This is a genomic window from Ferruginibacter lapsinanis, assembly GCF_020783315.1.
Lineage (GTDB): Bacteria > Bacteroidota > Bacteroidia > Chitinophagales > Chitinophagaceae > Ferruginibacter > Ferruginibacter lapsinanis.
Window position 1 is genome coordinate 2,474,569 of sequence record NZ_CP086063.1, and the last position, 16,476, is coordinate 2,491,044.

9 protein-coding genes are annotated in these 16,476 nt (G+C 36.7%); all 9 read left to right on the plus strand.

Features of this window, described 5'->3' with window-relative positions; genetic code table 11:
* The first annotated feature begins 119 nt into the window (after window positions 1-119).
* The 9 genes from LK994_RS10600 (at window position 120) to LK994_RS10640 (ending at window position 16,219) form a co-directional block, all read left to right on the plus strand.
* A complete protein-coding gene (locus LK994_RS10600; protein WP_229760051.1) occupies window positions 120-3,293 on the plus strand; it encodes a SusC/RagA family TonB-linked outer membrane protein in 3,174 nt (1,057 codons plus the stop codon).
* A gap of 21 nt (window positions 3,294-3,314) precedes the next feature.
* A complete protein-coding gene (locus tag LK994_RS10605) occupies window positions 3,315-5,213 on the plus strand; it encodes a RagB/SusD family nutrient uptake outer membrane protein (RefSeq protein ID WP_229760052.1) in 1,899 nt (632 codons plus the stop codon).
* A 44-nt stretch (window positions 5,214-5,257) separates the two neighbouring features.
* A complete protein-coding gene (locus LK994_RS10610) occupies window positions 5,258-6,466 on the plus strand; it encodes a glycoside hydrolase family 71/99-like protein (protein ID WP_229760053.1) in 1,209 nt (402 codons plus the stop codon).
* 26 nt (window positions 6,467-6,492) lie between these two features.
* On the plus strand, window positions 6,493-8,595 hold the full coding sequence (locus LK994_RS10615; RefSeq protein ID WP_229760054.1) for a glycoside hydrolase family 97 protein: 2,103 nt from the start codon (window positions 6,493-6,495) through the stop codon (window positions 8,593-8,595).
* A gap of 69 nt (window positions 8,596-8,664) precedes the next feature.
* Window positions 8,665-9,813, plus strand: coding sequence for an IPT/TIG domain-containing protein (locus LK994_RS10620; RefSeq protein WP_229760055.1), 1,149 nt, complete (start codon window positions 8,665-8,667; stop codon window positions 9,811-9,813).
* 143 nt (window positions 9,814-9,956) lie between these two features.
* The gene (locus LK994_RS10625) at window positions 9,957-11,594 is read left to right on the plus strand and encodes an endo-1,3-alpha-glucanase family glycosylhydrolase (RefSeq protein WP_229760056.1); all 1,638 of its coding nucleotides are present in this window, start codon (window positions 9,957-9,959) and stop codon (window positions 11,592-11,594) included.
* Window positions 11,595-11,619: 25 nt separating this feature from the next.
* A complete protein-coding gene (locus tag LK994_RS10630) occupies window positions 11,620-12,387 on the plus strand; it encodes an HAD family hydrolase (RefSeq protein WP_229760057.1) in 768 nt (255 codons plus the stop codon).
* A gap of 43 nt (window positions 12,388-12,430) precedes the next feature.
* On the plus strand, window positions 12,431-13,930 hold the full coding sequence (locus LK994_RS10635; protein ID WP_229760058.1) for an MFS transporter: 1,500 nt from the start codon (window positions 12,431-12,433) through the stop codon (window positions 13,928-13,930).
* Between the two features lie 6 nt (window positions 13,931-13,936).
* Window positions 13,937-16,219, plus strand: a complete 2,283-nt coding sequence (locus tag LK994_RS10640; RefSeq protein ID WP_229760059.1) for a glycosyl hydrolase family 65 protein — start codon at window positions 13,937-13,939, stop codon at window positions 16,217-16,219.
* The last annotated feature ends 257 nt before the right edge of the window (window positions 16,220-16,476 follow it).

Genomic DNA, 16,476 nt, shown 5'->3' on the forward strand with positions numbered 1-16,476 from the left:
CGACGATTTGCTTAGTTAACTCTTGCTCCTAACTACACCAGAAAAACGTTGAAGCCGTTTTGATATGCTGTCATTTACCAAACTTTAGAGATATTAATTTAAAAATTAAACACCTTTCTATGATCTCACAAAGAAGATTGCTTAGAGTATTATTTACCTTTCTTTCACTTTTCCTCCTAAATAGCATTTTTGCTCAAAGAGTGATCACAGGTAAAGTTACCAACGACAAAGGAGTAGCACTGACCGGAGCAACCATTTTGGTTAAAGGTATTAGTGCTCCGGGAACCAAAACGGATTCAAAAGGAGATTTTTCGTTTACGGTTCCTAACGAAGCCAAAGTATTAGAGATCTCGTATACGGGACACATTTCCAAACAAGTTTCAATTGTAGGCAAAAGCTCTATTGAAGTAGAACTGCAACTTTTTGGTGGTGCCTTAGATTCTGTGGTAGTAATTGGTTATACAACCCAAAAGAGAAAAGATGTAACCGGAGCAATCTCTTCAGTTAAAGGGGAAGACGTAAAGAATCTGCCTACACAAAATGTTGCTGATGCATTACAAGGAAGGGTAGCAGGTGTAGAAGTAATAAAAGCTTCAGGAGAGCCCGGGGCCAAATCGCAAATTACAATACGAGGAGTGTCATCATTAAATCAACCAGATCCTTTATATATCATTGACGGGGTTCGTTCTTCCGGAAACAATGTCAATCCTCAGGATATAGCAAGTTATGAAGTATTAAAAGATGCAAGTGCTGCGGCTATTTATGGTGCGGCAGCAGCAGGAGGGGTAATATTGATAACAACTAAACAAGGCCGTGGTGCAACGCCTACAATTAGTTTCAATTCCCGTTACGGAATTACCGTACCGAGATTAATCAAATTATTGAATAAAGAAGATTTTGTAAGATATAAAAAACTAACGGGAGCTTCAGATTATGTTAACCCATCTCATGCTGCACAGATCGAAGCATTTCCTGATTATGATTGGGTAGATGCATTGTATCAGAACGGATACGAACAAAATTATAATTTGTCTATTTCCGGGTCAACTCCATCTGTAAATTATTATTTATCAGGTGTACATAATATTCAAAAAGGTGTGTTTCTTGATAATACGTCAACTATGTCGGGAGCAAGAGTAAATACAGATGTTAAGATATCGAAAAGTATAAAGATCGGAGAGCAAATCAATGTTTGGAAAAAGATGACAATGCCGGTAAAAACCAGCCTGGTTAATACTCCATTCAGAACCATTCCTGTTGGTGCCGCTACTTCGGATGATCCATACAATCCATGGGGAACTTTTCCTTATGGGTATACAGGAACTAACGTGATTGCTCAGATCAAAACGGCAAACTTTGAATTTCCGGAAGATAATTTCTCAGGAAATGCGTATGTAGAAATTAAGTTGCCTATTAAATACATGACTTTTAAAACTACAGTAGGTTTTACTTCTCAGAACTGGCAAAATAATATTTTTCAGGAAACTTTCTCTGTTGGTGCCGGGTCATCAAGTGGAAATCACTTGTATAGAAATGTAGGTAAATATCAACAAAGTTTATTGGCTTCTATTTTGGCATACGATCATACATGGGGTGTGCATACATTGAACTTATTAGCAGGGTATGAACAATATGCCAATCAATCTGAAAACTTAAGAACAGATGTTACGAATGTAGCAGGACAATCTTATGGCTATATATTAACTTCAAATTCTTCTCAGCAAATTGCAGGTGGATGGGATCCTAATGGATTAGTAAAATCTGTATTCGGAAGATTGAATTATGATTTTGCTAAAAAAATGTATGCAACATTTACTGTAAGAAGAGATGGAAACTTTACAGTGTTTGGTCCGGGTAATCAATATGGTATTTTTCCTGCGGTGTCTGCCGGATGGAAAATAAATGAAGAACCATTTTTCAGGAATATGTTTCCAAAATTCGGCTTGCTGAAATTGAGAGCCAGTTATGGTACTTTAGGTAATAGTTCAATTCCTGCCTATTTGTTTACAACAACTTACTTAAGAATAGGAGCTCAGAATTTTAATAATGGTTCTCCAACAGAAGCTTCATATACACAAGAGTCTTTCCAAAATGATAATATCAAATGGGAAAGTACACATGAAGTAAACATCGGGTTGGATGGTGATCTGTTAAATGGCAGATTGTATTTCAGTGTAGACTGGTATGATAAAACTACCAAAGATTTACTTTATGGTGTGCCTGTTCCATTAAGCTCGGGTATACCTGCATCTAACTCAGATAATCTTACAGCAGGTACTGTAATTACCAATATAGGTTCTGTGAGAAACAGAGGTGTTGATATCGGTATTGGTTACAGAAGTCAGATCAAAGATTTTAAATATTCTGTTAGCGTAGCTGGTTCTTTCAATAAGAATAAAATTATTTCACTACCAGGTAATAACAACAATGCGTTGTTAGATGGAAATAATAATTATCCTGGTGCAGGTGCTGATGGTAGTATTTGGAGAGGGCAAGCGTTAACTTATTCTGCAGTAGGTTATTCTTTTGGACAATTCTACGGATATAAATGTGATGGTATTTATCAAACAGATGCAGAAGCGGCTGCAGGGCCAACTGTATCAGGTGCAACTCCTAAAGCAGGAGATCTGATCTATAGAGATATAACCGGACCTGATGGAGTTCCAGATGGTAAGATCGATGCATTAGATAAAACAATTATCGGTAATGCATACCCTAAATTCAGCTATGGGGTTAATATAAACCTTAACTGGAAGAAATGGGATTTAAACATGCTTTGGAATGGTGTTGCCGGAGTTGACCTGTACAATGGAGTGTTCCCTTACCAGGTTACAAATATTGATGGAGGTAACGTTACTTCTAAAGTTTTTGAAACATCTAATTTTAATGGAAACGGTGTTACAGATCTGCCTAATGTTTTTACCAGTGAAGGATTGGATCTGCTTCCCAACGCTAATGGTAATTATACCAATCCAAGTAGCTTCTTTGTTGAAAATGGTGCGTATATAAAATTGAAAAGTATTCAGCTTGGATACAATGTAAGCGGTAGATTTTTAGAAAAACTAAAAATCAAAAATGCGAAATTTTATTTGATGGGGTATAATGTTCTTCGTTTTACAAAATACAGAGGAGAAGATCCTGAGATCGGTAGCCAGTTCCCTTCATTTGATGCTGAATCTATAAAAGGAAACGTTTCGGTAAAAAATGCTGGTACAACCAACAGGGGTGTTGATAGAGTAAATAAATATCCAACTGTCAGAACATTTTCATTCGGAATAGACCTTACATTTTAATTAATTATAACGCATAGCTATATGACTAAAAAAATATTTTTTATAATCGCATTATCAATCTCTTTTGTAGGTTGCAAAAAAGATCCTCAAGGACTTTCTCCGGTAGATCAGGTTACTAATGGAAATTATCCTAAAAATTTGGGAGACCTTCAAACATTCCTGACTGCTTCTTACTCAAATTTCCGTAAAGATTATTTTCTGTATGGATTTTATATGTTACCTATAAATATGGCTGGTAGTGATCACGCTGCTTCTTTAGCTGGTGATCTTTCTCTGAGCCGGGTAGAGGTCGCATCCAATCATTTGTCGTTATATAATGTGTATGCTGCTGCATTATGGGAGGGGCTTTATATCGGGGTAAAAAATACCAACGTGTGTTTGGAAAGATGTGATTATTTCGAAGCCAGAAATCCTCAGTTTAAGGCAGAGATAGATGATATACGTGGGCAAGCTTTGTTCTTAAGAGGATGGTATTACTTTCATTTGGAATGTTTTTTCGGAGAGAAATATATCGATATGACTCAGCCGGAAAACACAGATGTGTTAGGAGTGCCGTTGTTTACAAAAATGCCTGTATCATTTGAAGAAACACGTAAACCCAGAAGTTCTGCGTATAAAATATGGAGCCAGGTTATTGACGATCTTGAGTCTTCTGCTATTTATTTAAATGGGATTGCAAGATCAGGAGATAATTTAGGTAAAGCTACAAAATGGTCAGCCAAAGCATTGTTGGGTAAAGCTTATGTGTTCACCAAACAATGGGATAAAGCAAAAACTACTTTAGAAGATGTAATAACTAACAGCGGAAAAACGCTGATGCCTTTCAGTAAATATAAAGATGCATTTAATGCAAAACCGGAAAATGAATTTAATGAAGAATCATTATTCGAAATAAATGTTGAACGTGTTACAGAAGGAACAAACGGAATTTTTACTCCTGTATTTCCAAGTTCTAATCTTACTACTTCACATGGCATGTTATGGAGCCCATCAGTGTTGGGTTATAATGGAACAGAAAGTGATCAGAGTTGCCTGACTGTAGGAGAACGTTGCCAGTTTTTTGTTCACGATAAAAATTTATTACGTTTTGGTTTTAATAAACCTCCATATACATTGGTTCATAATCCAAATTATATCGGCAATCCAACCCCAGATGGAAGTGGAGGATCTGCAATTGTTCCTGAATTAATAATGGATCCTAACTATAAAAATGAATCTATTCAATTACGTCAGAATAAAACCACTGATCCAAGATTATATGTAGCGGCCCTTCAACCTTGGGTAGATAGCTGTGGTGATGCGTATCACGTGCAACTGTCGAGTGGCAAACGTAATGAGATGGTGCCTGTTTCCAGATGTTATAATATTCCCCAGGCGAATAAACCTAAGTATCATGGATGGAGCTTTAAAAAATATACAACGATCGATAATAGTTTGTATGCATACAACGGATGTGATGGTGCAAATATTTATTTGATTCGTATGGCTGATGTTTATTTGTTATATGCAGAAGCTCTAAAAAATCTTGGACAGAATGTTCCTGCACTTGAGTATATTAATAAAGTACATAGAAGAGCATATGATCAACCGATCAATTCTCCATCTCCCTACGATTATCTTTCATTGACTGCTCAAACAAAAGCATCTGATGTCAACCTGGAAAATAATCCGCTGGCATACGAAAGATGGGCTGAGTTATTTGCTGAAGGTCATTGGTGGTTTGATGTTTGTCGCTGGAGGATCGGAGATAAAGAAGCTGCATACTATGGAATAGCAACTCCAGAATCACCTAATCCCAATAGCCCAAATAAAGGTAAGATCGAGTGGGATGATAACAGATCATATTGTTATCCGATTCCGGGTAATGAATTTGATGTAAATCCTCAAATACAAAAACAAAGAAATAATTCTGGGTATTAATTATTTGCGATCGGCATAAGAAATGTTTTTATTATAAATTATCTATGAAGAAATTATTCATTGTGGTATTGTGTGCAATCTTATTTGGTTGTAAAAAGGATAAAGCGGATAATTTCTCTGATATCACTTTAACTGAATATGCTCCGGTTGCAGTCTCTAAATCAGTCACAAAAAAAGTGTTTGTGCATGTAATGCCTTGGTTCGAAACTCCGGAAACCAATGTTCCGTTAGGTGCCTGGGGAGTACATTGGAGGATGGCGAATAGGGATCCGAATGTAATTGCTGATGGTAAACGACAGATAGCTTCTTATTACTATCCTTTGATTGGGCCATATGCATCCGGCGATAAAGATGTGATAGAATATCAGTTGTTACTAATGAAGTTAAGTGGTATTGATGGTGTTTTTATTGATTGGCCTGGGCTCAGAAATGTGACCGATTATATTTTGAATGCCAGAAATTCTGAAAGCATGATCGCACAACTAAAAAAAGTAGGATTGAATTATGCGATCGTTTATGAAGATCAAAATTTGAAACCGATACTCGATAGAGTTGGACAAGCAAAAACTGATATATCCTATTTGGAAAGTCGCCATTTTACTAAATCCAATTATGAAAAAATAAACAGCAAACCATTACTGATGGTTTTCGGTCCGCAGGCTTTACTAGACGAGGCAAGTTGGACGGATGTTTTTTCAGTATTAACGCAAAAACCTGCATTTTTTCCTTTGTTATATCAGTCCAATAAAGCGGGGGTAAATGCAACAGGAGAGTTTGCCTGGGTAGGGTCAGGTAATACAAGTGCACTAACAAATTTTTATAATAATGGATATGCTGGCCTTAAGATCACCGCAGCTTATCCCGGGTTTAAAGATTTTTACGCAGCGGGTGGATGGCCTGGTGCATTGGGATGGACAATAGATCATAACGGCACCAATACATTTAACACAACAGTTGATCTTGCTTTGGCAACATCCAACAATTATTTGCAATTGGTTACATGGAATGATTATGGAGAAGGTACAATGATTGAACCAACAAAGGAATTCGGGTATAGTTTTTTAACGTCACTACAGCAGAAATTAGGTGCATCAGCGATGAGTCAGGCAAAGTTAGAAATGGTAAAAAGATTATTTGATCTTAGAAAGGATAAAGCTAACAATGCAGATGCTCAAAAAGCTTTAGATCAGATTTTTTATTATATGGTTTCGCTGCAATTCGATAAGGCACAGGAGCTTTTAAATAGATTTTAAATTTTTCGTCGAACGTGTTTTTATTCATGAACATAAAAAAATATTTTGGCTTGTCTTTATTGTTGTTGCTGATTAACACTGCAATGGCACAAAGCGGGTATACAACTATTTTACAAAAAGTAAAGTTAGTTTTTAGTATTGATGACAAGGGGGTGCCAACATATCAGGTTTTTTATGGAGCCGATAATTTTATCAAATCATCTCGTTTGGGGCTAAAACTGGCGGATAATAAGTCGATGGATGCTGGTCTTACACTGATCGGGGTTGATAGCAGTAGTTTTGACGAAACATGGACGCCGGTTTTAGGTGAGGTAAATAAAATAAGAAATCGATATAAGCAATTCACTGCATATCTCAAACACAATGCCACAGGTAATCTGGTAAATATTGTATTTCGGGTTTTTGAAGATGGCATAGGATTTAGGTACGAATTTCCAAAACAAGCAGGCCTAAAATATTTTGTTGTAACGGATGAACTGACACAGTTCAATTTAGCCGGTGATCATAAAACTTTTTGGATACCGGGAGATTATGATGCTAACGAATATGCTTACACTGAATCAAAGATGAGTCAAATAGGTAAGGCATCTTACCTGGAAAAAAAGGCTGAGTTAGGAGTGTACCAGGTGAAAGATTTTGCATCAGTACAAACACCATTGATGATGAAATCTGATAAAGGTTTATACATCAATATTCACGAAGCTGCATTAATAGATTATCCGGCAATGCAATTACATGTTGATACTAAAACATTTCAGTTGAGCGCTGATCTGGCTCCGGATGTTTTTGGAAACAAGGCACATTTATTAGCACCGTTTCATACACCATGGAGAACAATTATTGTGAGTGATAAGGCCGCCGACATATTGATGTCGAAAACAATTCTTAATCTGAATGAGCCTTCCAAGATGATAAATACATCTTGGATCAAGCCGATGAAATTTGTTGGTGTTTGGTGGAAAATGCAGACGGGTAATGGAACATGGAGTTATACCGATTATCCGGATAGTACAGATACAAATGGAAAGTTAATTCCAAATGGAAGACATTGTGCCAATACAGCCAATGTAAAACGGTATATAGATTTTGCTTCTGCGAATGGGATACAAGGTGTTTTAGTGGAAGGTTGGAATACTGGCTGGGAAAGCTGTTGCAGTAACTGGACAGAAGATGGCTTTGATTTTGTAACCCCTTATCCTGATTTTAATGTAAGAGAATTGCATGAATATGCCGCAGGGAAAGGTGTCCAGATGATCATGCATAATGAAACAGGAAGTTCGGTGACAAATTATGAAAGACAGATCGATACGGCTTTTAAATTCATGAATGCGTTTGGATATACATCTGTAAAAACAGGATATGTAGGCAAGATCATTCCACGTGGTGAATATCACGATGGTCAGTGGATGGTCAACCATTATTTAAGAACTGTAGAGAAGGCAGCTCAGTATAATGTGATGATCGATATTCATGAACCGATGCGTCCGACCGGCTTACAACGAACATATCCTAATTGGTTAGCTAATGAAGCTGCACGAGGAAATGAATACTATGCATTTGGTAAGGGCAATCCGATCGATCATGAGACTATTTTACCTTTTACCCGTTTAATGGGAGGACCAATGGATTATACTCCCGGTATTTTTAAATTAAATCATTATGCAGCTGATACTACAAGGAAATTTCGTTCAACCCTTTGTAAACAGTTAGCCTTGTACGTTACTATGTATAGTCCTTTGCAAATGGCTGCAGATCTGCCAGAGAATTATGAAACACATAAAGATGCATTTAAATTTATTAGTGATGTACCGGTAGATTGGGATGACACTAAAGTTATTGCCGCAGAACCAGGTGACTATATAGCTATTGCTCGTAAAGGAAAAGGAACTAATAACTGGTTCATCGGTGCAATAACTGATGAAAATAACAGAGATATAAAAGTGGATCTGTCATTTCTGGATAAAAATAAAAAATATGCAGCGATTATTTATGCAGATGCGCCAGGAACAGATTGGCAGCATGATCAGGAGAAATACAGTATCAATAAAATGATACTTACCGTTAAATCAACATTGACCTTACATCTTGCAAAAGGAGGAGGGGCCGCCGTTTCAATTATTCAACTTTAAATACTCATTAAATTTTATCACAAAACAAAAACTTGAATTTTTTAATTATTAAACTAAACTTAAAGAACAATGAAAAAGATTAAAAATGCAATGCTTGTGTTAGCAGGCGGATTATTAGTAACAATGCTGGTTACTACTACTTCTTGTAAGAAGGATAGTGGAGGAGGAACAACAACAACACCGGCTCCCGCTATTACAGCGCTTACTCCAAACCACGGACTTGTTGGTGCAACTATAGTTATTACCGGTACCAATCTAACAAGCGGTACAGTTAAATTTGGTAGTGTTACTGCAACAGCAAGCTCTGTAACAGCAACTTCTATTACATGTACTGTTCCTACAGGAGCAGCTACTGGTACAGTTACTGTAACAACAGCTGGAGGAACAAGTAATACACTTGCTTTTACACTTGATGTTGTTGCAGCGCCATCTTCGAATGATGTAGCAAAAACAAATCTTGTGGCACATTGGACATTTGACGATACTAAAAAAGAAGATAGCTCAGGAGTTGTTCCAACAACTACAAATGGAACTACTGCTTATGTAACTGGGAAAATCGGTAAAGCATTATCATTTACCAATGCGTACATGATCTATCCAACAATTGATACGTTGAACAAACAAACCACTTTGGCTAATGGATTTACATTAAGTATGTGGGTGCAATTACCAAGTAACACAACTAACTATACTCCATTATGGCAGTTGAATGGTAATATCGGAGATATCTTCGGTCTTGTTGGTTTGGCTTTCCGCAAAAATGCAGATGTGTTTGATTTCGATGGAGCTTTAACTCATGTAAATGGTACAGGTACGCATTCAACTGGTTTTGGCGCACATCTTGAAGGTGGGTCATTCTCATTTGCAAGTGCTACATGGGCATTGATCACTATGACTTATGATGATGCAACAAGAAAAATTACTTACTATGGTAACGGAGCTAAAATTGGCGAAAAAGCAGTTGATGTATCTGTAATTCCTACAGCTGAAAAATTTGAATTGGTTACAACAGCTTCAAATCCGGGTGTATCTATCAGTCAGGTTAGTTTTGGTGCTTTAAACACCAATCCTCCTTTCAGTGTTGGTTCTGCTCCTGCAAGTTGGCAGAATTCAAGTTTACCAACAGGATCTGTTGTTGATGATGTAAGACTATTCAACAAAGCGTTAAGTCTATCAGAAATCGGAGACTTATATACCAGAGGTAATGCTGGTCACTAATATACGTGTTTAGTTAAAATGATATAAAGAGAATGAGAGCCGCTGCCAGAAGAAAGCGGGGGCTCTCATTTTTAAAAGATCCAACAATCCATACTAAACCAGCCCAATGAAAATCTTTATTAATTCTATCAAAATATAGATGTATGATTTGCAATAATCGGATGGCTCAACGAAAATTTATCCTGTTACTGTTTTTTATCTGTTCAAGCTTTTTGTCGGTGCTTGCTCAGGATAATCTACGTAACCTAAAGGAATTTCAATTGCCGTTGACCAATAAAAAATTGGTGATAGCTCATTGTATGACACATATCATAAGCTATAAAGGTCATCCTTTTGAAGATGGTTGTAATCCGGAATATTATCCGATAGAAAACAATTTGTCTGCACCTATTGGAGGTCTTACACAAGTAAATGTGATGGTAGATAAGTATATGAAAGATTCATCACTTGATGCAGCGGTAGAGTTTGAAATGATGGCAGCTAAAAGATGTGGCATAGATGGGTTTCAATTTTATTATACATTGGGAGATAAATTTAAAGATGAAGTTATTGAGGCGTATTTCAGAGTAGCGGATAAAAAAAATATTGATTTTAAATTCACATTTTGTTTTTCTCATCCGCAGGTAGAGGGAAAAGATGAGAATATGAAATTGGTAGAATTTGCCAGCAGGGTAAATGCTATTATGGCTAATGTGGGTAAAACCAATCCACATTGGTTAAGAACACCCGATGGCAGATTGATCGTTTATTTGTGGTATGGAGAGCAATTGGCAGATATTCCCTGGGAAAATATGGAGGGACACTCTCCTGAATTTTTTGCAGCCAGAGCCTACCAGAAATTAGCAAATGCTGTAGGAGAACGTTTTGCCTGCATGTATTCTGTCAATGAAAAAGTAACAAATTCTCAGATACATAAATTATTAGATTATTTCCCATCTGTTTGGATGTGGACTCAAGCATATACCTTTAGTGGTCTTGATAGTAAGATTGCTTCTATTAGTAAAAAAAGAGGCAGACAATATACTGTATCAGCCTTCCCCGATTTTTATACATCAAAAGTATTGAAGCCAGGAACATGGGATATGTTGCACACTGCTGCTGAAGCTGTAGCGGCAGGGAAGAAAGGAATTGAACGCAAATATATGTACACCGGACTTTCTCAAACTTTCAGAGATCAATTAAGTTTTGCTGTAAAAGATAATGATGCAATGATCAATTTAATTACATGGAATGATTACCCTGAAGGACATCATTTTGCTCCCGAAGTAAATCATAATTATGGCTTCTCTGTTTTATTGAATTATTATAAGAGTATATGGAAAGGAGAAGAGTCTCCTTATAAAGACAGAGATGTGGCAATAGCATTTTTTAAAAAATATAAAAAGGATGTAACTCCTTCTCCATATAATATCGGTATTGATAATTTGGGTAAAACCACTACCGCAAATATTGAAGATTCTATTGAAGTTGTTACTATTTTACCGGAACCAGGGCAATTAGTTGTAAATGGAGAAACGGTGAATGTCCCTGCAGGACTTACTTCTACACGATTTAAATCTCAGCCGGGTGCAGTAAAAGTTTCAGTGATGAGAAATGGTGTAGTGACAAAAGAATTTACAACTCCTGAATGGATAACAGATAAACCATTACGTACAGATAGAATTACATATTCGTTTGATACAGAGTTTAATAATTTCAATAAAGACATTTTTGGAGATAAACCTCCATTATATTCTACACAATATAATGAGGATATACATCCTAAATCGGCACAACGATAATTCCAGTTACGTTTAATAATTACCTATGTTGAATTTTGATGCAGTGATTTTTGATATGGATGGTGTCATTACTAAAACGGCACAAGTTCATTCTCTTGCGTGGAAAAGAATGTTTGATGAATATTTGTATTTCAGGCTAAAACAATACAATGAACCTTTCCATGAATTTACTCATGCCAATGATTATCTGCCTTATGTTGATGGTCGTCCGAGATATAAAGGAGTAGAAACGTTTTTACGATCAAGAGGAATAGATATTCCATTTGGTGATCCTAAAGATGAGTCGAAAAAAGAAACAGTCTGTGGTTTAGGAAACAGAAAAAATGAATTTTTTAATAAAGTACTTGAAGAAGATGGAGTAGAGGTGTATGAATCAACTATCATCTTGATCAAAGACTTATTAAAAACAAGCATTAAAGTAGGAGTTGCAACATCCAGTAAAAACTGTGTGGTGATACTGGAAAAAGCAAGTATCACAGATCTGTTTGAAACACGTGTTGATGGAGTGGTTTCTGCAGAACTTGGATTGCATGGTAAACCAGAGCCGGACATATTCACTACAGCTTGCGATAATCTGGGTGTTACATATGATCGTTCAATTATTGTTGAAGATGCGGTTTCTGGAGTTCAGGCAGGTGCTAAAGGTAAATTCGGTCTAGTGATAGGGGTTGCAAGAGAGGATAATGCAATTGAGCTAATGATCAATGGTGCAGATGTAGTGGTGGAAGATTTGTCTGAATTAAGTATTGATGAAATAAATAAATTAATTTTTTCAAAACAAGAAACGAGATAGTTGTATAAAACAAACATCTTAATGCTGATAAAAAACACCTACCATGCAAATAAAACCTAAGTTAAGTTTTTGGCAGTTATGGAACATGAGTTTCGGCTACATCGGTATTCAATTTGGTTTTGCTTTACAGAACAGTAACCTGAGCCGTATTTTTGAAACCCTCGGTGCTAAACAAGATGCTATTCCTGCTTTATGGATCGCAGCACCTCTTTCGGGATTAATTGTTCAACCAATAATCGGATACTTAAGTGATAGAACATGGAATCGACTCGGTCGTCGTAAACCTTATTTTCTTACAGGAGCTATATTGGCCTCGTTGGCTTTATTAATTCTTCCAAATTCACCGGCGTTATGGGTGGCAGCGGGTATGCTGTGGATGTTGGATGCTTCTATCAATATAACGATGGAACCGATGAGAGCATTTGTTGGAGATATGTTGCCTGATGAACAAAGAACACAGGGGTTTGCCATGCAAACTTTTTTTATCGGCGCTGCTTCTATTGTTGGTTCTTTATTACCTTATTTGATCACTAATCTGATTGGCGTATCAAATACTGCAGATCCGGGTATAATACCGCCATCAGTAAGATTTGCTTTTTACACGGGAGGCATAATATATATAAGTGCAGTTCTATGGACGATCTTTAGTACAAAAGAATATTCGCCTGAACAACTGGACGCATTTAATGCACATGAAACAGATGATGCGGCTAAGGAAGGAGACGAACTGGTAATGGATACAAAAAAGTATAACACTACAGGTTCAATTTATCTCATCATTGGTATTGTCACTACATTTATTGTAAATCATTATGATTGGGATAAAGCACTCTATATTCTTTCCATTGCGGTTGGTGCGTATGGTCTGTTGCAACTGATAACAGCTCAACTTTTTGTTGCAGGAAAAAGAACCGGGCTTGTCGAAATAATATATGACATGAATAATATGCCGAAAGCTATGCGACAACTTGCGGTGGTAACGGTGTTTACCTGGTTCGCTATGTTTTCTTGGTTCATTTATTGTACGCCGGCAATTACGAGTTTTCATTACGGTAACAGTGATCCTACCTCTAAAATTTATAACGATGGAGCGGATTGGGTAGGCGTGTTAAACTCTGTTTACAATGGTATTGCAGCGCTGGTGGCATTTTTGTTACCTATACTGGCTAAAAAAATCACCAGGGTAAAAACGCATGTGCTTTGTTTGTTTGTTGGCGGCGCAGGATTAATATCTATGTATTTTTTTAAAGATCCTAAATTCCTGATAATATCTATGGTGGGGCTAGGTATTGCCTGGTCTGGCTTGCTTACTTTTCCATATGCAATTCTTAGTAGTATAGTGCCGCATAGAAAGATGGGAGTGTATATGGGGATGTTCAATTATTTTGTTGTTATACCACAAATATTAGCTGCTGCTATTCTTGGTTTGTTGGTAAGAACCGTATTTCATGATCATGCCATCTATGCAATTGTGTTGGGAGGTGTAGCAATGATTGTGGCAGGTGTGTTGATGTATTTTGTAAAAGATAAAAAAGATCTATAGTCAGATATGAATACCCTTTGGAAAGTAAGTGCAGATAGTTTTGTAAATGAAAAGGAAAGTATTATGCGGATGGGCAATGTTTATCAGATTGCCAACGGATACATGGGCTATCGGGGAACCCTAGACGAATTCGGCCCGGATGAATTGGTGGGTATTACTATTGCCGGCATTTTTGACAGAGTAGGTGATTCATGGCGTGAGCCGGTAAATGCTCCGAACGGTGGGTATACTAAATTAACGGTAGATAACAACGATGTCTCTGCGCTAACAACTTCAGTAAAATCTCATACACAAAACCTTCAGTTAGAGAACGCTCTTTTTAATAGAGAAACTACTTACGAGGTTGCAGGGAAAACGATTGTGGTTAATTCCTCCAGATTCTTAAGTGCCGATACACCTAACCTTGGTGTAATCAAATATAGTCTTACAACAGATAAAGCTGCTAAGGTGATGATCAACACAGGTATTGATTGCAATATCTGGGATCTGAATGGCAAGCATTTGGTAAACCTGCGACTTGAAAATAGGGACAATGTATTATTGGTGCATGCAGAAACAAATGAATTAGGAAAGAGAGTGGCTGTTGCAGAAATGATTGATATTGATTTTGGTAAATGCAAACATGAAATTGCGGACAACAAAAATCTGCATACAATTGAATTAGAAACTGAAGCAGGCACAACATATACCTTTTATAAATATTTTGCTGTATTTACAGAGAATGATACTGTTGCGTCAGTAAATGATGCGGCAATAAAAAACGTGACTGAAGCAAAACTTGCTGGCTATGAAAAATGCTTGAACGATCACAATGCCCAGTGGACTAAGAAATGGCAATACTGTGATGTAGAAATTGATGGCGATGATGAAGCACAACAAGCATTACGGTATAGTATTTTTCAATTACTGATTGTAGCACCGGTAAATGGTAGTGCAAACTCTATTCCTGCAAGAGCCTTATCCGGACAGGTTTATAAAGGAGCAATTTTTTGGGATACAGAAATGTTCATGTTTCCTTTCTTCCTTTATACATATCCTGAAAAGGCAGTGGAGTTAATGCGTTACAGAATTAAAACACTGGATGGCGCAAGAAGAAAAGCAAAAACTGAAGGAGTAGGTTTTGAAGGAGCATTCTATGCCTGGGAAAGTCAGGATGATGGAGATGATGCCTGCACTTATTTTAATATAGGAGATCCAAATACTGGAAGAGACCTGCGTACACACTTCAGAGATAAACAAGTACATATCAGTGGAGATGTAGCAATAGCTATGTGGGAATATTTCAAATTAACTGAAGATGACACCCTTTTATTAGAGGGTGGAGCCGAAGTTATTTTAGAATGTGCTCGTTTTTATTTCTCGTATGCATATTATAACACCAACAAGAATCGATACGAAATTTTGGATGTAATCGGCCCGGATGAATATCATGAACGTGTTAATAATAATGCATTTACTAATATGGTAGCAAAAGCTACGTTTGAAATTGCAAATAAAACAGTGAATTATTTAAAACATAAACATCCTGATGCTTTTAAAACACTGATACAAAAAATTAATATTTCCGGAGAATTGCATCGCTTTGTTGAAGCAGAAAAATTGATCTACATCCCGGAGCCAAATAACGAAGGTGTTATTGAGCAATTTGATGCATACTTTAAGTTAAAGGATACCAGTATCAAAGAATTAAAAGCAACAATGATTCATCCCAATGAATACCTGGGGGCAGGACAGGGGTTGGCAGTGCCTACAAAAGTGATCAAGCAGGCGGATGTGGTAATGATGTTAAACATGTTCAAGACTCGTTATTCTAAAGAAATTAAAAAAGTTAATTGGCAATATTATGAGCCTCGTACAGAACATGGATCTAGTTTGAGTGCCTGTGCATACGCCATGGTGGCCACTGAATTTGGTGATCTTGATTTTGCGTACGAATACTTTTTGAAAACGGCCAAGATCGATATTGAAGCAAAATATAAAGTTTATGTCGGAACCATTTTTATGGGAGGATCACATCCGGCAGCCAACGGAGGAGCCTGGATGACAGCAGTATTTGGTTTCGGAGGAGTGAGCGCCGACGAAAATCAGGTAACGATCAATCCAAGATTGTATACAAAATGGAATAAACTGCAATTTAATTTGGTATATAAAGGGGATAGATTTACTGTGAAAATTACAAGAGGGGCGGTTGAGATACTACCATTAACAATGAATAAAAATTCACATACATTTATTGTATCGGGACAATCAGTTGTTTGTGCTCCCGGGAACGTAGTATTTATAAAATAATTAGTATGTTTTTTACTGTTAAAAGACCTATCATAAAATTATATATTTTTTAATTTAATGTTTTTGTAACTATTTGTTTATTAGTTGTTTAGATTTTATTTCTTGTTAATTCAGCCTATATTTTTCTATATCTAACTAATATAAGTTGTAAGCAGTCTCAATCCTACATTAAATTAGCTATACAATAACGATGCTCTGCAGCCATATGCCCGATGCTTTATAATACATTCCATAATAGCGTTTTGCAACTATATAAC